The sequence below is a fragment of the Spiroplasma endosymbiont of Labia minor genome (assembly GCF_964019845.1).
Lineage (GTDB): Bacteria > Bacillota_I > Bacilli_A > Mycoplasmatales > Mycoplasmataceae.
Genome location: NZ_OZ026465.1, coordinates 260,271 through 279,342, shown reverse-complemented (window position 1 = coordinate 279,342; position 19,072 = coordinate 260,271). Strand labels below are relative to the sequence as shown.

Below are 19,072 nucleotides of genomic sequence, written 5' to 3'. Positions count from 1 at the left end.
TCTTTTGTAATTCTACACTATTTATAAAAACTGTTCCAAAAATTTTAAAATATCTTGGAAAACTTTTTTATTATCCGGCTCATTAAATAGAAAATGTTTTAATTTTGGATAAATAATGACATTATCTGTCAAGCCAGATTTTGAAGCTATTTTTGTCATTTTATTATCATCAAAATAAATATCATTTTGTGGTATTAAAATTAAGCCTTTTAAATCATTTGTTTTTATTAAATCTGCATTTCTATAAGATGAATTCTTCAAAAATTTAATTTGAAAATATTCTCTTACTGATAATGAATTATTATTAAAATAATATTCATTAATTTTTTTTGCAAAAGTTTTATCTGTAATAACATCATAGCCATCTTCTTGCTTTTTGATTTTAATGTTGGAACTTAAAAACATTCCTTTTGCAATTAAATGTCTATTTTTTGCATTCGTGGTATATCCATTTTTTGTAATAATCGATGACAGTATTATTCCATTTATTTTATGTTTTTTTTGCGCAAGAATTGCTAAATTGGCACCAATACCTTCTCCTAATAAAACAATTTTTTTTGCAGGATATCTTTCTTCGATTCAATCAATTATTTCATTTAGATCACATAAATTAGCTCCAAAATTTGGATACAATTCTTCCTTGTTTTTATTCAAGCCTCTCTGATCTCACGAAACAACATCTATATCATTTGAAATAACATTAATAAAAAGCTCCTTAAATCATTCACCAGTTGTTAATAAATCATGTATACATAAAACAATTACTTTTGATTGTTTTGTTATTGCACCATATCATTTCAATTTATAATTATCAGATGACATAAAAAATTTATTGTCTATCAATTCACCCAATTGACTTCTCAAAGGATTAAAATTCAAAGAATTGAATTTGATAATCTTAACAAAAATTATAGTCAATAGCATTGAAAATATTATTATTGCAATGATTATTCCAAAAATGGACACAACTTCTACTAATTCCACAATTTATAATTCTCCAACTTCTATTTTTTTATTAATTCATTATGATTTTTAAATTGAATTCTTTCAAATTTTATTACCTTATTTTTGTCATTTATAGTAAGAATTACTCCGCAAAGTGTAGGTTCACCATTCAAAGGAACAAATTTAACAGGTAATCCTGTCTTTTCTTTTATAATTACTTCATCTGGTGAAACACCAATGACAGAATCTAAATTTCCAGTCATTCCTAAATCTGTTATATAAAATGTTCCTTGTGGAAGAATCTGTTCATCTGCAGTTTGTACATGCGTATGTGTTCCCACAAGCGCTGTTATTTGACCATCATAATTATATGCAAAAGCTTTCTTTTCAGCGGTTGCCTCTGCGTGAAAATCAACCAAAATTATATCTGCCTTATTATTTTTTAAAATTTCATCTAATGAATCATAAGGTGAATCACACAAATCCATAAAACTTCGCCCCATTAAATTAATAGTCAAAATTGTTTTAGAATTCATTTTTTTCAAAACAAAACCTTGACCAGGTAAATTTTTTGACATATTATTTGGTCTTAATAAATCTGTCTCTTCTTTGATATATTGTTCAACTTCTTTTAATTTAAAAATGTGATTTCCCGAAGTTACCACATCAACTCCAGCTTTTTTTAATTCTAAATAATGTTTTTTTGAAATAGATTTTCCATGAGTTGCATTTTCTCCATTTGCAATTATGAAATCTATTTCATGCATTGATTTGATGTTTGCTAATTCTTGATTAATAATTTCTCTTCCGGGTTTTCCAAAGATATCCCCAATCATTAAAATTTTCATTATGAAATAACCTCTAGAATTTTTTCTATATCTTCATCTTTGCCGTGTTTTTCTGCATATTTAGTAAGTAATACTCGAATTTTTTCATAATTTGATTTAACATTCAGTTTATTTTCAAGATTTTCTATTATTTGTTGAGTTTTTATAATACTATCAAATATTGCTGCACGAGTTACGTTAAATTCATTTGCAATTTCTTGTAAGGTGAAATCTTCAAAATAATAATATTCAAAATATTTTTGTTGTTTAACAGTTAACATATTTTTATATAAATCATATAAAACTATTAAATTCATATTTTTTTGCAATTCAATATTCGCCATTATTCTTCTACAACTTCGTCTTCCATAAAATCAACCGCTAGACCATACACATAGTCATCTATACTAAACTCTTCTAAATCATCTAGTTGTTCACCTATTCCAATCATTTTTACTGGAATATTCAACTGATCTTTTATAGAAAGCGCAATCCCACCTTTAGATGTTCCATCCATTTTTGTTAAAATAATCCCAGTTACATTTGTTACTTCTGAAAAAGCTTTTGCTTGTTGAACCCCGTTTTGACCTGTTGTTGCATCAATAACTAGCAATCTTTCATGTGGAGCATCTTTAACTGTGCGTTGAATAATTCCGTGCATTTTTGCAAGTTCCTGCATTAAGTTTTGTTTATTTTGAAGTCTTCCTGCCGTATCTATTAGTAATAAATCGTATTTTTTTTCAACAGCAACTTTTATTGAATCAAACACAACCGAGGCTGGATCTTGATTTGATTTCTGCCCTTTAACTAAATCTACTCCGCTTAATCTTTTATCAACTCATTCTTGAAGTTGTTCTGTCGCACCAGCCCTAAATGTATCCGCAGCTGCAATTAAAACTTTTTTACCTTGTTTTGCATAATAATTTGCAATTTTTGCTAAACTTGTAGTTTTACCAGTACCATTAACACCAACCACCATGAAAATATTTAATCTTCCATCCTTATAATTTAGTTGACTGTTAAATTTACCAGAATCTGCATATGAATTATACAATTCCTCTATTAAAATTTCTTTGATTTCATCAAATGATGAATTTTTTTTAACTTTTTTTTGTACTGAATTTGAAATTTCTAAAACCATTTTCATACCCATGTCAGTTTGAATTAAAACATTTTCTAAATCTTCAAAGAAATCAGAATCCATTTTTTTATATTTTTTTGATAATTTTTTTAATTCCTTTGAAAAAGTAAGCGAAGATTTAATCATTGCCTTTTTCTGTTTCTCTTCTTTTTTTGCAGTTGTTCTGGCCTTTAAATTTGCTCAAAATCCCATACAGATGTCTCCTAATCTTTTATTATGATATAATAAAAACGAATGAAGGTAAAGAATGAAAAGAATATTGACATCTATTTTATCGTTTTTAATTGTAGGAGCTTTTTCGGCTAATGCAATTTCTTGTAGTAACACAGCAAAAATAATTGATTGAAAAGAATATTTAAAAAAAGAAAATTTTAATGGCATTGATTTTGAATACAATAGAACAGAATCAATTAATCAAGAAACAATTTTAGAAGATATTATAAATGGAAATGAAAACAACAATTCTAATTTGTTCATGCAAGAATTTTTAAAAAAATTACCGGCTAATTTATCTTCTCAATATTTATCATCAGGTGAATATGGTTTATTCTCTTTGCCAGATAAAGAAAATTTATACCATGGTAGAATTACTATTTATATTAATGCAACAATAGACTTTGCAATAGATTTTAATTTTACACTACAAGATTCAATTATTTCTTCAACAGATGATGAAATATTAACATCTTGACTTTCAGAAAATTATTTATTGTTTTCTGAAAAATGATCAGATGAAGCATGAAAAAAAGCATTTCCACAAACTAATTTTGAAAATGAATTAAATAAAATATTGGATTTTAATAATGAAAATTTATCATCAAAATTCACTTTTAGTTCAGGTATTTCAATAACATCAGATAATACTAATTTTGAAAATAATATTTTGAGTGCAATTTCAATACTAATACTTTTCAATAATAAAAGTTTTGCATGACCGTTACGATATGATTTAAGTTCAATTAATGCAGATAGTTTTAATGACATAAATAGCACAGATGAAAATGAAGTGATTAATAAATTATTTACATTATGTTCACAAAAAGTTTCTGTTGATAATTATTTTGTAAATGATAATTTTAAATATAATCTAGAAACAAAAAAAATTACTATAAAACAAGATTATATTTATATGGAAAATAATAATTATGAAATACAGTTAAACTAAAAAAATGAAAATATTAATTTTCATTTTTTATTTTATCAACTTGAACATTTTGATCTGCTAATTCTATATCCTCAAATTTACCAGTTTTAATGAAGCGCAATACTTCTTCAACAGATACAATATGATCACCTGCTCTTTCCAGATTTTTCAATTGTCTCAAAGTCATAAATAAATTTTCAACTGATTTAAATTCAGAATTTGATTCAGCCACTGATATTATTTCATTATTTAATTCATTAAATGACATATTTAATTTTGCTTCTAAATCAAAAAGATTTTCTGGTTTAATGACATCAAAATTTTCAAACATTGTTAAAATACTATTTAACATTTGTGTAACTAAATCAAACATTTTTGAAACATAGCCCAAAGCTTTTTGTTCAGGTTTATATTTTACAAAGAATTTACAAATAGATTTTGCATAGTCTGCAATTCTTTCTATTTCTCTAGAAATTAAAATTGCACCAACAGCTAATCTCAAATCTCCAGCCACCATTTGTTGTTTTGCTATTTTTCATAAAGCCATATTGGTAAAAGAATTTTGTAAATCATTAATTTTTTTATCATCTGCAATTACTTTTTTTGCTAATTCATCAGATTGATTTTTAATTACTTCAAAAGTTCTTGCATATTGAGATTTTGTAGCTTCTATCATTGCAAGTATTTCTCTTTTGATAGAATCAATATCATTATCTAGTATTTTATTATATGACATATTAGACTATCTCCTTCTATCCAAAACGACCAGAAATATAATCTTCTGTTCTTTTATCTTTGGGGTTTGTAAATATTTTTTTTGTGCGATCAAATTCGATTAATTCTCCTGAAAGGAAAAATGCTGTTTCATCCGAGACTCTAGTGGCTTGCGCCATTGAATGCGTCACTAATATTATAGTATATTCTTCTTTAAGTTTTAACATTAACTCTTCAATTTTTAAAGTTGCTATTGGATCTAAAGCAGATGTCGGTTCATCCATTAATAATATTTTAGGCCTCATAGCAATTGCTCTTGCAATACATAAACGTTGTTGTTGACCACCTGATAATCCCAATGCTGAATCACGTAAATTATTTTTTACATCCTCTCAAAGGGCTGCTTTTTTTAATGAATCTTCTACAAGTTGACTTAAAATGTTTTTATCTTTAACTCCAACAGATTTTGGCCCATAAGCTACATTATCATAAATTGACATCGGAAAAGGATTTGCCTTTTGAAATACCATGCCAACTTCTGTTCTTAATTTTGAAACATCAGTTCCGGATTGAAAAATGTTTTGATCCGAAACATTTATAACTCCAGAAACCGAAACACGTTCGATTAAATCATTCATTCTATTTATAGATCTAAGTAATGTAGATTTTCCACATCCGGATGGTCCAATAAACGCAGTAATAGTCTTTTCTTTTATTTTTAAATTAATATTTTTTAGAGCATGTTTCTCTCCATTATCATAATAGAAATTAAAATTTTCAACAGAAACAACAATAGGACGATCTTTTAACGGAATTCTTTTTGGTTTAAAATTTTTCTGCGGGTCTAATGTTTTAGTATCATCAATTTCAAATTCTGTTTTAGTTGTCATGATATTGCTCTCCCCTTTTATTTTTTCTATATATTTCTTTTAAAACTCTATTTTCTTTTTTAATTTTTGCATTATGTAGTTTAATAGCTTGTGGTGAAATTTTATCTCATAAAATTTTAAATCTTGATTTTATAGATGTTCCTATTTTTATAAATCATTTTTTTAAACTAAATTCATTAATTTTTTTTATTCGATAAGACCATTTTTGTTTAAATGATTGTTTATGATAAAGTGGATTCAATCTAATCGATAAAGAATGACTTAATCAATTTAATAAGACAACAATAACTATAGTTATCATTGACATCATATATGCCAAATTTAAAGTTTCAGTAGAAGAACCCTCAGAAGCCAACATATAAATTTCAGTGGCTAAGGTAGCCCCTGAGGCTAAAAAGCCTTCAACCGGCATTCTAACAGCAGTTCCTAAAGTTAAATATACAGGTGCAGATTCACCTATTATTCTAGCAATAGCTAAAATAACGCCAGTAACTAAATCTCTCATTGCAGATGGCACAACTATTAATCAAATAGTCCTGGTTTTACTCATTCCAAGCCCAACAGAGGCTTCTACATATGATGATGGTACACCATCAAGTGCATCTTCAAATGAAGTTACTAAAGTTGGGATGATAACTAAAGTCATCGTTAATGAAGAAGCAAAGATTGACATAGGTAATTTCATTAAAATAATAAAAACAGTCAGACCGAAAACACCATAAACTATTGATGGGGTTGATGATAAAACAGAAATTGCAAATCTAATAGTTTTTGTAAATCATGATTTTGGATTTGAATATCCTCATAAAAATATTGAAACTATTAATGAAACAGGTATTGCAATAACTGCAGTTGAGGCAATTAATAAAAAGGTAGTAATCATTGTGGCAAAAATACCAGAACTTTGTCCTTCAATTGAAATGAAATTGGCAAATGCAAAACCAATTAATCCTTTTAAAATCACTACAAGTAAAACTCAAAATGTAAAAGCAATAACTATTAAAGTTGATGAAATCATAAAAAATAATGCCAATGATGATTCTAGCTCTTTCATGCCTCTTCTTTGTGCATGCGTTTTAACAATAACTGTAAGATCATAATTATCATATTCATGTTTTACAAATAATTTTTTAGTTTTTCCTTTTATTTTTTGTTTTTTTTGTTTTGATAATAATAAAATAACTAAATTGATTAAAATAACAATAAAAAATAACACCAATCCTATTGCATATAATGCAGATTCATGTGTTTGACTTCTATTTTCAAGCATTTCTAGACCGATTGTACCAGCCAAGGTTCTAATTGATGAAAAAAAGAAATCCATAAAACCGTGAGATGTGTCTAAACCAGATGTTGAATTACCAGCTATTAAAATAACAGCCATAGTCTCACCTATAATTCTAGCCATTCCCATAATAATAGCTGAAACAACTTTTGATGTAGCCGCTTTTCTAATTATTGAAAAGGTAGTGTGTTCTTTTGTCAAACCCAATCCTAATGAAGCAAATCTATATCCATCAGGTACGCTTGAAATTCCGGAAATAGACAAAGAAATCATTGTAGGCAATGACATAAATGCTAATGTTACAGAAGCTGTCATCATATTTGAAGCCGATGCTGCGCCCATCGCTTTAAAAATAGGACCAATTTGATTAATTGCAAAAAGACCAAACACTACAGATGGAATTCCAGCTAGCAAATGAATAGAATTAACAACTAGTTTTTTCATTCTACCTTTTAAATATTCTGTTATAAATAGACTTGAAAATAATGTCAACGGAACTGCAAATAAAAGGGCCATAATTAACATCATAATCGTGCTTAAAATTGTCTTAAAAATACCATATTCATTTGAAGATGGATCTCAAACTGTGCCAAAAATAAATTTTAAAAAACCGTATTCTTGAAATATATTGACAGATTTATAAATAATAAAGGCGATAATAATTGCGAGTAAAACCAAAACTATACTTGCAATTAAAACAATAGTTCACTTGTTTGTTGCATCTATTTTTGAAATTTTTGTCTTTGGCATTTTTACCGGAGTAAATTGATTTTCGTTTGATGTTTCAATTAAATTTTTATTTATTATCATTTTTAAAATTTCTCCATCAATCTATTATGGTCTTCCCGTTAAAATAAATTTTTTAATAATTCCTTCATTTACAAAACTTTCGTTTGCACTATCATCAGACATTAGTCAGACAAAAAAGTCGCGTAATTTTGCAAAATTTTTTGTTTCCGGTTCAAATAATGCTGTAAATGGTCTTTGCAATTTGTAATCTGCTGTTTCAATAATATTTTTATTGTGTTGAAGGTCATCTGGATCTAATCTTTCACCCTCAATACTTGCCATTTTTAAATTATCCCTAATTGATGAAATAAAGGCATAAGAAATATAGCCAAAAGATCCAACATTAGATTTTATCTGTGACAGCATTTGACCATTCGAAGAAACTATATTTGCATTTGTAACTTCAGTAACGCCAGTTAATGAAGAAAATGCATCTCTAGTTCCAGAGCCGTCTTCTCTAGATATTGGCAAAATAGATGTTGCTTGAACATTATTTACATCTTCCTCTGTTATTGGAGGGGTAAGTGGTGGCGATTTTTGTTGCATGACATATAAATCATTTGCTAATTTTTTTCAATTATAACTTGCATCATATATATTTTTTAATATATCTGTCTGCAGAGCATCAGGCAATGCATCACCCGTTAACTCAAAATTAAGTGCATCCGATAGTCTATCATTTCATCCATTTGGTTGATTATAAAAAAGTATCAAAGCATCTATTCCAAATTGAAAACTATAATAACCAGGTAAAATATTAACCGAATTTAGAGTTTTTGTAATAATATATTCATCAGTAACTTTTCCTGAACCTGATCATTCTGCTGATGTACCACTAAGTGTACTATTGTCAGTTTCTTTTGAAATGAAACCAGCTGAATAAATATTACTTGTAACACCAACAACACCTGCTCTAGACCCTGTTGAATTATAAATAAATTCTAAATTTTTATCTCTTTTATATTCAGAAGTTAAAGATTGCATTATTGGGTTTACAGACGTAGAACCTCCAAGCATTATTGCTCCTTTTGGAATTGCTAAAGTTCAAATTCATAAACCACTCAATATAATTACAATAATTATTAATGAAATGCTAAGTTTTTTGGACATAATTTCCTCCTGTTTTAAAAATTTTAAAACAAATAATAATTTTTAATTTAATGTTGAAACTGCATCATTCAATTTTACATTCAAAATTTTTGTAACCCCTTTTTGTTGCATAGTAACACCATATAAAATATCACAGTTTTCCATTGTTCCAGGCCTATGAGTTACAATTAAAAATTGAGTGTTGTTCGTAAATTGTTTTAAATATTTTGCAAATCTTTCAACATTAACAGGATCTAACGGGGCTTCAACTTCATCTAAAATGACTAATGGTAATGGCGATACTTTTAAAATTGAAAAAAGCACAGAAAGAGCTACCATAGATTTTTCTCCACCAGATAGTAAATTTAAATTATAGATTTTTTTTCCTGGTGGAGAAATTTTAATATCTATGCCTGATTCCAAAATATTTTCTGTATCAGTATAAATAATTTTTGCAGTTCCACCGCCAAATAAGGCTGAAAATGTATTTGGTAAAACTTTATTAACTTCATTAATCATACTTTTAAATTTAATAAGCATTTCTTTATCCATATTGGTCATTACAGATTCCAAATTTTTAATAGAATTTACAACATCATTTATTTGTTCTTGCAAAGAGTCAAATCGTAATTGTTCTTCTCTATATTCTTCTATTGCTTCTATATTAACATTACCTAATTGTTGAATTTCTTGATGTAATTTTTTTATTTGTTCTCTAGTTTCTTCTTCATCTGAAAATTCAGGATGCTGCATTTGTTCAGCTGTTTCCAATGTTAAATTATAATTCTGTGTTAATCTATAATTTGCCTGAATTATTTTTTCTTCAAGTCTTGCAGAATCTAATTTAATTTGAGTTAATTTTTCATTTGTTTCATCATTAATAATTCTTTGTTCATTAAACTTACCGTTCAATTCATTTAATTTTGCAATAGTTTTATCTTTCAAATTTGTTGAGACATTTAATTCTTGTTGTATATTATCTTTTTCCATTTCAGTTTTAGCCAAATTCGAAATTAACTGAGCAATTTGTTCATCAAATTTTTGATATTCTTTATTTGAATCAATTTCTTTTCCAGATAAAAGTTTAAATTCATCTTTAATTTCTACAATTTCTTTTTGTAAAATTTCTACCGAAGCTCTCGTTGCCCCAATTGCAGATTGTAATTCAGACATTTGTTCATATCTAATTTGATCTGTTGATTTTAAATCTGAAATTTTACTCAGTAATGTTTTTTCAATTTCTGTTTCTGCAGTTAAATCTGTTTCCAATTTTTCAATAACACTAGCATCATTTAAAAAAACGTTTCTTTCTTTTCGTTTACCACCAATAATTGCTCCTCTTGGTAAAAATCTCTCTCCATCAATTGTAACTATTCCAAATTTAGATTTTGTCAATTTTTGTAAATTATGTGCATTTGCAAAATTATCCACAATAATAATATTTGCTAGTAAATAGTCTATAACTATCTCATATTTTTTATTTACATTTACCAATTCGTTTGCAAACGAAATAAAACCATTGGCATTTTGAATAATAATTTTTTGATCTTTTGATATATAATTTGGTATTAAATTGTCAATAGGCAAAAATGTAGCTGTTCCCGCATTATTTTTTTTCAAAAATTCTGAAGCAAATTCTGTTTCTTTTGTAGAATTCATAATTATGTTTTGCAATGCGCCGCCAAGTTGTGATGAAATTGCAACCTCGTATTTTGAATTTACTGTCATTAAATCTTTTACTATACCCTCAACACCTGGCAATACTTGTAAATTATCAATAATTAACTTAACACCACTGTGTAATCCTTCATTAGTTTTTTTTCTATGATTGAAAGTTTCAATTTTAGATTCAATTCTAACAATTTTTCTTTGAACAACACCAACATTTATTTGAGTATCTTCCAATTCTTTTAAGATATTTTGATTATTTTCCTGTAATTTATTATATTCTTCACGTTGATTAATCATTTTTTCTTGTTCAAGTTTCAGATTAATATTTTTTTCATTAAAATCAGTAACTAAATCTGCTGTTTTTTTATCAATATCAGATGAATTTATATTTGAATGTTTGTTTTCCAATGATATTTTTCTAATTTTTAAATCTGCTATTTCTTGAACTATTTTTGTAAATTTTGAATTTAATTTTGAAATTGATTGTTCATATTCTTTAATTTTATTTTGCAAAGATGAAATTTCATTTTGATTAACAACTAATGTTTTTTTCAAATCTGAATTGATTGTCGAAAAAGACATCAATTCTGCTTGCAAGGAAATTAAAATTTGTTTATAAGCATGCATATCTTTAACCAAAAAAGCTACTTCTATAGATTTCAATTTCTCAGATTTTTCATTAAAAATTGTAGCTTTATTTGATTGTCTTTTTAATGATGGTAATTTTCTTTCAATTTCATTTACAATATCATTTAATCGATCCAAATTTTGTTGTGATCTCAAAAGTTTTCTTTGTGCATCTAGTTTTCTTCGTTTATAAATAGACACGCCAGCTGCTTCGTCAAATAATTCTCTTCTTTCTTCTGGTTTAGCTTCAACAAAAGAATTTACAGAACCCTGAGAAATAATTGCAAGAGAAGATTTAGTTAAACCAGTCTCTAAAGCAATATCTTGAATATCTTTTAATCTAACTCTTACTTTATTTATAAAAAATTCAGATTCCTTTGTTTGTTTATAAAATCTTCGCGTTACTTCCACTTCACTAAATTCTAAAGTATTAAATGTTTTTTTACTATTATCAAAAATTAATTTAACTTCTGCTACATTTAAAGACGAATAAGATTCAGAACCAGAAAAAACAATGTCATCCATATTATTTCCTCTTAATGATTTTGAAGATTGTTCACCTAAAGCTCATCTTATTGCATCTGTAATATTTGATTTACCAGAACCATTTGGACCTACTATACCAGTCATTTCATAGTTAAAATCCAATTTTGTGGGTTCTGCAAAGGATTTAAATCCAAACGCTTCCATTCGTTTTAAAAACAACATATTTATCTTCCTTTTGAATTCAATCTATCATATATAACAAATGTATAATATCAAAAAAAGCTTAAATTACAAAATTTATCTACTCTTTTAATGTTTATTCCAAACGTAATTTAGACAATGCTAATTTGGCAGCTTGTCTTTCGGCTTCTTGTTTGTTAAAATCGTTTCCTTCACCAAAAACCATATTGTCTAATTTAACTTGAACTCTAAAAACTGTTTTTTTGGTTTTTTCTTCTATATGTGTATCTATAACTTCATATTTCAAATCTCTCTTTGCACCAGATTGAATGTATTCTTGCAATTCTGATTTATAATCATGAATCAATTCATTGAATTCAGAGGTTTCACCTATTTTTATAAGCGTACTTTCAATTCAATTTTTTAAAATATTTTGATTTTGGTCTAAATAAATAGCTGCTGTAAATGATTCATAAATATCTGATAAAATAGATGGTTTTTCATAACCTTTCGCATTTAATTCGCCGGTTCCAAATCTAATTATTTTACCTAAACCAATTTTTTTGGCTACATATGCTAATGATTCTTCTCTTACTAAATCAGATCTTGTTTTTGTTAAAAAACCTTGATCTTTGTATGCATATTTTTTATATAAAAAATCTGAAATATATATTTGCAAAACTGCATCACCTAAAAATTCTAATCTTTGGTAATTAAATACAAATTCAGATTTTTCAAAATCAGAATTTGATTTAAATTTAGAAAATTCTTCTAAATATTTAGCACGATGTTCATTAAAATATGAATTATGAGTTAAAGCCTCTTCAAATATTTTAATATTATTTGGTTTTATGTTGAATTTTTCTAAAAAGGTTAGAATTGTCATTTTTCTTTCTCACTATTGTTCTATTTTATTAAATTGTTGTTTTAATTTACTTACAACATCGTTTTTGACAGCATCATATGTCATTCGCAATGTTGCCTCAAATGATTGTATATCAGAAGAGCCATGAGATTTAAAAACAATCCCATCTATTCCTAATAAAATTGCACCTGCATGATTTTTATAATCAAATTTGTTTGCAACTTCTTTAAATGCTTTTTTTAAAGATAAAGCTGCGAGTTTTCTAAAAAAATTTTTTGTAACAGAATTTTTAATTTCAACCATTAAATTTCTAGCCATACCTTCGGCTGTTTTCAAAACTAAATTTCCCGAAAATCCATCTGTTACAAATATATCAGCTTCGCCATTTGTTAAATATCTTGGTTCTACATTCCCAATAAAATTAATATTTTTATCCTCTGTCAATAATTTGTATGTGTCTTTTTGCAAAGTTAGACCTTTTGATTTTTCCTCACCAATGTTAACTAAAGCAATTTTAGGTTTTTCAATACCGTGTATTTGCTGAGAATATATATTTGCCATTATTGCAAACGCTTGTAAATCTTCTGGACTGTTTTCTGCATTTGCGCCAACATCAAGTAAAAGGACTATTTTTTTGTCAATTATTGTGGGTATCGTTGGCATAAAAGCAGGTCGACTAATTCCGTTTATTTCACCAATAATAAAATGCGCCCCTGCTATAAATGCAGGAGTAGAACCACCAGTAACCATTGCATCTGCTTTTTTTTCTTTTACAAGTTCTAAAGCTTTAACCATAGATGAATCTTTTTTTCTTCTTATTTCTAAAATTCCTTCGTTCATTTCTATAACTTGTGAAGCATTAATTATTTCTATTCTATCACTTGGTATTTTTTTATATTTTTTTAATTGTACAGAAATTTGGTCTTCATAACCTACAAGCAAGATTTTTAAATCTTTCTTTTTGTTTAAAAACTCTAATGCAGCATTAATTGCTGGTACTAAGCCGTTATCCGATCCCATAACATCAAATGCGATATTAATCATATTATAATCTCCTAATCATTTATTATATTATTATAAAATTTAAATAAAATAGCGACAAATAATGCCGCAATTTAATTATACTCTAAATTTTTGTATCATCAAAATCAAATGCATCAACAAAATTTACATTAGATAAAATTGATGCTTTATAAGAATTTGCAATTGATTCATTTTCATTAAATAAATAATCATCTTTAAAATCACCAAAATGATTATTATCAAAACCAATGTTATTAAATTGTGAAGTTTTATCTATAACTGGTACTTTAAAAGCAGAATTTTGAAATTGTGAAAGCATACCGAATCCTTTTGGTACCAACAAATAAGAAAGATTGCCAGAATTTAAATTTGCATTTGAGATTCCATTTTGCATAAAAGAATAAGGATTAGTTTGTTGAAAATTATTCATCTGTATTGTTTGATTATTTAGTGGTTGTTGTGTCAATGATTGATTAAATGTTGGTTGTGCAGCTAAATCAGATCTAATATTAAACTTATTTAAATTTACAGCTTGAAACGGATTTTGCACGTGTGCAAATGCTTGATCTGGTGTTTGGATATTTTGCATAAACGGATTATTTAGTGGTTGTTGATTATTCATTATATCACCCTATCATTATTATTGTAATTATACCATATTTTTAAGGCCTTATTTTAAAAATCTAAAGCCAACAAAAAAATAAATTTTACGATTTATTTTTTACCATATTTTGCAGCGTTAGCTTTTTGACGTGGGGAACCATTTTTACACATAACACATTTCCCCTCAATGCAAGTTGGACATGAAATACATTTTAAACAACTTTTACATCCAAATGCTGCACCAGAACAGACTCTGCAAGTATGACAATCATGTGCTCCACCAGGACAGCATTGTTCCATTTTAGCCATAGAATACAGCCTCCTATCTATAAAATTTTAAATTTATAAAAATTATTCTATTCCAATAATAAATTCATATATTTTTTGTCCAGATTCTACCATTTCATATTCAATATCGAAATTTTCATCAATGAATTTTCGTAAATCATTGACATCTTGGACAGATGCAGATTCACCAATAAAAATAGTAACAATTTCTGTTTTAGATGTGATTAATTTGCCTAATGATTTTTCAAAAATATCCATCATTTTTTTTGTAGCCAAAGTAATTTTTTTATCAACAATAGCAATATATTGTCCCTCTTTGATTTTAATTCCATCTGTTTCTGAATCTTTTGATGCTGTAGAAATAGATAAAGAAATAACATTTTTTAAAGCTCTATTCATTATAGATTCATTTTTTTTGAATGTCTCTGAAGGATCGTATGCAAGCATTGAAGTCATACCTTGTGGAATTGTTTTTGAAGGAATAACTATAACTCTTGATTTTTTTTCTAAATCTTTTGCCTGTTTTGCGGCTAAAATTACATTACTATTGTTTGGGAATATAAACACTGTTTTTGCATCCACATATTCAATTGCTTTTAGAAAATCTGATGTTGACGGATTCATTTTTGAACCACCATCAATTACATAATCAAAATTTAATTCATTTTTAAAATATTCTTGCATTGCTTTTGAAGATGTAACACCAATTAAAGCCATGTTATTTACCAATTTACGTTCAGAATGAATTTGACTATGTTGTGTTTTAATTCCTGGATTTCCACCTTTAACTTGTTTATCCGCTTGTAAAGACATGTTTTCGATTTTAATTGTTTTAAAATCACCAAATTGTTGTAAATAAGTTAAAATTTGACCCGGAGTTAATGCATGGGTATGAATTTTTAAAATATCGTCATCTTTAACTGCAACAATTGAAGTATTTCCATAAGATTCAAAAGTTTGTTTAGTTATATTTACATCTAATTTATCAATTCACTCTGACATTAGCATAACTATAGCTTCTGTACAATAACCAAATTCGCCATCTTCAATATTCATCTCAATATTTTGGCCTTCATTAGTTTCCAATTTTTTAGTTTTTGGTATTACTTTACCATGTTGAATATAATTATTCATACCTTCCAAAAATTTAACTAATCCAAATCCACCTGAGTCAACAACACCTACATCTTTTAATGCTTGTAATAGATTTGGTGTATTTTCTAGTGAAATATTTGCAAATTCAATAATTTTATTTCAAAATTCTTTTATTGGAGTATCATTTGGTAATTGATTTGCTTGATCTGCAGTTTCACGAATAACTGTTAAAATTGTTCCTTCAACTGGTTTCATAACTGCAGCATATGCAATTTGTTTACCTTCATTTAAAGCTTTTTTTCAATTTACAACTGATAATTCTTCTGCATCTGTTAAACCTTTTGAAAATCCTTTTATAATTTGTGAAAAAATAACTCCCGAATTACCACGAGCACCCATTATTAAACCACGAGCAAATTTTTGCATCAAATCACCAATAGAAGTAGAATTAGTTTCTAAAAGACTGTTGATTCCATTTGTAATAGTCAAATTCATATTAGTTCCTGTATCACCATCCGGAACAGGAAAAACATTCAATTTATCTATATGTGGATAATTATTATAAAGTAAATTTGCACCTGAATTAATCATGCTTGTAAGTATTTTTATATTTTCCATTTTCCATCTCTCACCTTGCTATTTTACATTGATGAAAATGTATTTAAAATCTAATATTTAAATACATTGAGTTATTAATTTGATACACAATAAAAACAATACTAAAAAATCAGTATAAATTTAAACACTTAATGATTCCAGTTTATCTATTACTACATCTACTAAATAATTTTCACTAAATCCAGACTGTCTTTCCAATTCGTATTTAACTCTAACTTGAATTTCAATTAATACATCTGGAATATTAACGCCAACTATTAACATAACATGAATTCGTATTCTATACATCCCATCGGTGTAAGCAACTTCAATTGCTTTATACGTGTCTGTTGTTTTTACAACTTCAACAGAATTTTCATCTTTATTAAATTCAACAAATGATATTACTCCAGGAACTGTAACTACAGCTTCACGTATAGAATCGTAAACTTTTTGTGTTATTTTATTTGTCACTCTATTCACCGACCTAACATACACTATTTATTATATAACAAAATTTATACTGATAACAAGTCCAGATTAAAATTTTTTACTGATATTTTAAACTTATTTAAAAATAAAATAACTTAAAACTATTGCATTACAACTAAATTTAATTTATTATAATTGAGTTGTGAGGTGAAAAAGCATGGCAAGAAAAGATGCAATTACAGGTAAAGGTCCAATGACTGGTAATAAAAGATCACACGCGTTAAATACTACAAAACGTAAATGAAATTTAAATTTACAAAAAGTTCAAATAATGAATGAAAAAGGTAATATTGAAACAGTACGTGTATCTGCTCGTACTTTAAGAACCTTAAATAAACGTTCACAAACAGTTTAATTAAAAATTTATACTCTCATTATTAATTGATGAGAGTATTTTTTTTATCCAATTTCGAAAAAGAAAAAACCACAATTTCATTGTGGCCATTTTTATCATAATGGAGACACCGATCGGATTTGAACCGACGATCAGGGAGTTGCAGTCCCATGCCTTAGCCACTTGGCTACGGTGCCATATCTACCGTAATATTATAGCAAATTATAAATAATTATTTAATTTAAAAATAAAAAACCAAAATTAATATTAATTTTGGTTTTTTGAAAAAATATTTAATAATTTTAAATATAATCTAAATCATTTCTTCTATTTTCATCGTTAAATTCTTCTTCAACAGGATTTACTCTTGTGCCGTTTGCTACTAGAATAAAAATTCCAGCAATTAATGATTGAAATAATAATGTACATATTCCTAACGCTAAATGATTTTTTGGTGTAACCTCATTCATTGCGTTTTTAGTTGCAATAGTCATTGGTATCATTCAAGCCAATTGAATAAAACAAAAAGCTAACAAAACAATAACAAATCCTAAATTAACAGAATATACATTTAATGCAATAGAGTATACACTAATAAATAAACTATAAGTCAAAAGAATATAACGCAGATTAATTACACATGAAATGATTTGAAATATGTATGCTACTTTATATAGTTTTTTACGATCTTTCAAATTAAAATTTCCTTTCTTTATCACAATTATTTAATAATTTACTTTATAAATATGATTAATTACATATAAATTTGTCTATTAAATGCGCAATTAAAAATATATTATTAATTTATTATGCTGATTGAATATTTTCATCATCTGATTTATTAGTTTTTGTAGTTGTTGCAACTATAATTAAAATTCCAGAAAGTAATGATTGAAATATTAATACGCATATACCCAATACTAAATGATCATGCGGTGTAGCCTCATTCATTGCGTTTTTAGTTGCAATAGTCATTGGTATCATTCATGCAAGTGGTATTAATGCTCAGCCAACTAGACATGTTATAACTATTTGAACAATATATGCTATTTGATATAAAGTTTTATAATCTTCCATAATCGGTTCTTCCTCTTTTATATATTTATTTATCAATTTATCTTGATAAGTATAATTAATTATACACAAACTTTATTTTTAATTTATACTGTGCTTACGTTAACATCTACTTTGTTTGTTGAGCTAAGAGTTACAACTAAAATTAAAATACCAGAAACTGGTGATTGAAATATTAATGTGCATACTCCCAGTGCCACATGATCATTTGCGTTTTTTCATCAATAGCTTTTTCAGTTGCTAAAGTCATTGGTATCATTCATGCAAGTGGTAAAAGTGTTCAAGCAACCAAACACGTTGCAATTATTTGAAAAACATATGCTACAAGGTATAAAGTTCTACCATTTTCCATATTAAGTTTTTTTATGGCTATTTGTTAATTTTTATTAACAAACATAATAGATTATACATAAAAATTACTCTTCTCAACACATAAATAAAATAATTTTTTATTTAAATCAGGTCTACTTGTTTATTTTTTTCATTTTTATTTATATAACTTATGCTTGTTGCTATCATAATTAAAATTCCAGCAACAAATGATTAAAAAAATAAAGTAAATAACCCTAATGCCAAATGATTTTTTGGTTCTACTTCATTTGCTGCTTTTTTTGTCATTAAAGTCATTGGTATCATTCAAGCAAATGACGTTAAATAAACCAAAATAGCTATAATAATTGTTAATATAAATCAAATAAAATTAAAAACAATATTATGATCATCATCATAATATCAAAGGGTTAAATATGATCAAACCATAAAGCTTATTATAGCTATAGTGCGGATATTAATCACTATTGAAATTATTTGAAACATATATGCTAAATTATATAAATTTTTACGATTATCCAATTTTAAAATTCTCTTTCTTTTCTATATTTACTAGATTATCTTGTAAACATAATTAATATAT

General features: G+C 26.7%; 21 protein-coding genes and 1 tRNA gene. 2 read left to right on the top strand and 20 right to left on the bottom strand.

The annotated features are described in order from the left end of the window. Window positions 1-21: 21 nt before the first annotated feature. From AACK85_RS01400 to ftsY, 4 genes are read right to left on the bottom strand one after another with little or no spacing between them, the layout of a single operon-like run. A complete protein-coding gene (locus tag AACK85_RS01400) occupies window positions 22-984 on the bottom strand; it encodes an alpha/beta hydrolase (protein WP_338970362.1) in 963 nt (320 codons plus the stop codon). A gap of 20 nt (window positions 985-1,004) precedes the next feature. Next, a complete protein-coding gene (locus AACK85_RS01395; RefSeq protein WP_338970359.1) occupies window positions 1,005-1,793 on the bottom strand; it encodes a TIGR00282 family metallophosphoesterase in 789 nt (262 codons plus the stop codon). Then, on the bottom strand, window positions 1,793-2,116 hold the full coding sequence (gene ylxM, locus AACK85_RS01390) for a YlxM family DNA-binding protein (RefSeq protein ID WP_338970356.1): 324 nt from the start codon (window positions 2,114-2,116) through the stop codon (window positions 1,793-1,795). The genes AACK85_RS01395 and ylxM overlap by 1 nt, the downstream gene beginning before the upstream one ends. Next, window positions 2,116-3,105 (bottom strand): signal recognition particle-docking protein FtsY, encoded by a 990-nt coding sequence (gene ftsY, locus AACK85_RS01385; RefSeq protein ID WP_338970353.1) that lies wholly within the window; start codon window positions 3,103-3,105, stop codon window positions 2,116-2,118. The genes ylxM and ftsY overlap by 1 nt, the downstream gene beginning before the upstream one ends. Window positions 3,106-3,160: 55 nt before the next feature. On the opposite strand from ftsY, the gene AACK85_RS01380 reads away from it, so the two are divergent. Next, window positions 3,161-4,078 carry a hypothetical protein gene (locus AACK85_RS01380; protein ID WP_338970351.1) on the top strand — a complete coding sequence of 306 codons (918 nt, stop codon included), beginning with the start codon at window positions 3,161-3,163 and terminating at the stop codon, window positions 4,076-4,078. Between the two features lie 13 nt (window positions 4,079-4,091). Here the strand turns inward: AACK85_RS01380 and phoU are convergent, their stop codons facing one another. The 11 genes from phoU to AACK85_RS01325 form a co-directional block, all read right to left on the bottom strand. Further along, window positions 4,092-4,793 (bottom strand): phosphate signaling complex protein PhoU, encoded by a 702-nt coding sequence (phoU, locus tag AACK85_RS01375; protein ID WP_338970348.1) that lies wholly within the window; start codon window positions 4,791-4,793, stop codon window positions 4,092-4,094. A 16-nt stretch (window positions 4,794-4,809) separates the two neighbouring features. Continuing rightward, entirely contained in the window at window positions 4,810-5,661 is an 852-nt protein-coding gene (gene pstB / locus AACK85_RS01370; RefSeq protein WP_338970345.1) for a phosphate ABC transporter ATP-binding protein PstB, read from the bottom strand. Beyond that, the gene (gene pstA, locus AACK85_RS01365) at window positions 5,651-7,756 is read right to left on the bottom strand and encodes a phosphate ABC transporter permease PstA (RefSeq protein WP_338970342.1); all 2,106 of its coding nucleotides are present in this window, start codon (window positions 7,754-7,756) and stop codon (window positions 5,651-5,653) included. The genes pstB and pstA overlap by 11 nt, the downstream gene beginning before the upstream one ends. A gap of 24 nt (window positions 7,757-7,780) precedes the next feature. Further along, window positions 7,781-8,845, bottom strand: a complete 1,065-nt coding sequence (gene ptsS, locus AACK85_RS01360; protein ID WP_338970339.1) for a phosphate ABC transporter substrate-binding protein — start codon at window positions 8,843-8,845, stop codon at window positions 7,781-7,783. Window positions 8,846-8,887: 42 nt separating this feature from the next. Then, on the bottom strand, window positions 8,888-11,830 hold the full coding sequence (locus AACK85_RS01355; protein WP_338970336.1) for an AAA family ATPase: 2,943 nt from the start codon (window positions 11,828-11,830) through the stop codon (window positions 8,888-8,890). A gap of 94 nt (window positions 11,831-11,924) precedes the next feature. After that, complete coding sequence (gene rnc / locus AACK85_RS01350; RefSeq protein WP_338970333.1) at window positions 11,925-12,674, bottom strand: ribonuclease III; 750 nt, start codon at window positions 12,672-12,674, stop codon at window positions 11,925-11,927. A 12-nt stretch (window positions 12,675-12,686) separates the two neighbouring features. Continuing rightward, complete coding sequence (gene plsX / locus AACK85_RS01345; protein WP_338970331.1) at window positions 12,687-13,697, bottom strand: phosphate acyltransferase PlsX; 1,011 nt, start codon at window positions 13,695-13,697, stop codon at window positions 12,687-12,689. Window positions 13,698-13,779: 82 nt separating this feature from the next. Continuing rightward, window positions 13,780-14,298, bottom strand: coding sequence for a hypothetical protein (locus tag AACK85_RS01340; protein ID WP_338970328.1), 519 nt, complete (start codon window positions 14,296-14,298; stop codon window positions 13,780-13,782). A 92-nt stretch (window positions 14,299-14,390) separates the two neighbouring features. After that, entirely contained in the window at window positions 14,391-14,588 is a 198-nt protein-coding gene (locus AACK85_RS01335; protein WP_338970325.1) for a hypothetical protein, read from the bottom strand. A 42-nt stretch (window positions 14,589-14,630) separates the two neighbouring features. After that, window positions 14,631-16,280: a DAK2 domain-containing protein gene (locus AACK85_RS01330; protein WP_338970322.1), complete on the bottom strand. Its 1,650-nt coding sequence runs from the start codon at window positions 16,278-16,280 to the stop codon at window positions 14,631-14,633. Between the two features lie 120 nt (window positions 16,281-16,400). Beyond that, window positions 16,401-16,733, bottom strand: a complete 333-nt coding sequence (locus AACK85_RS01325; RefSeq protein ID WP_338970319.1) for an Asp23/Gls24 family envelope stress response protein — start codon at window positions 16,731-16,733, stop codon at window positions 16,401-16,403. A gap of 175 nt (window positions 16,734-16,908) precedes the next feature. Between AACK85_RS01325 and rpmB the strand changes: the two genes are divergently transcribed. Beyond that, window positions 16,909-17,106: a 50S ribosomal protein L28 gene (gene rpmB / locus AACK85_RS01320; RefSeq protein ID WP_338970316.1), complete on the top strand. Its 198-nt coding sequence runs from the start codon at window positions 16,909-16,911 to the stop codon at window positions 17,104-17,106. A gap of 101 nt (window positions 17,107-17,207) precedes the next feature. On the opposite strand, the gene AACK85_RS01315 is transcribed toward rpmB, so the two are convergent. From AACK85_RS01315 to AACK85_RS01295, 5 genes are all read right to left on the bottom strand, one after another. Further along, window positions 17,208-17,282 (bottom strand) — tRNA-Cys (locus tag AACK85_RS01315). 105 nt (window positions 17,283-17,387) lie between these two features. Continuing rightward, window positions 17,388-17,780: a hypothetical protein gene (locus AACK85_RS01310; protein WP_338970313.1), complete on the bottom strand. Its 393-nt coding sequence runs from the start codon at window positions 17,778-17,780 to the stop codon at window positions 17,388-17,390. Between the two features lie 112 nt (window positions 17,781-17,892). Continuing rightward, on the bottom strand, window positions 17,893-18,162 hold the full coding sequence (locus AACK85_RS01305; RefSeq protein WP_338970310.1) for a hypothetical protein: 270 nt from the start codon (window positions 18,160-18,162) through the stop codon (window positions 17,893-17,895). Between the two features lie 172 nt (window positions 18,163-18,334). Next, window positions 18,335-18,511, bottom strand: a complete 177-nt coding sequence (locus AACK85_RS01300; RefSeq protein WP_338970307.1) for a hypothetical protein — start codon at window positions 18,509-18,511, stop codon at window positions 18,335-18,337. A 191-nt stretch (window positions 18,512-18,702) separates the two neighbouring features. After that, window positions 18,703-19,011 carry a hypothetical protein gene (locus tag AACK85_RS01295; protein WP_338970305.1) on the bottom strand — a complete coding sequence of 103 codons (309 nt, stop codon included), beginning with the start codon at window positions 19,009-19,011 and terminating at the stop codon, window positions 18,703-18,705. Window positions 19,012-19,072 lie beyond the last annotated feature (61 nt).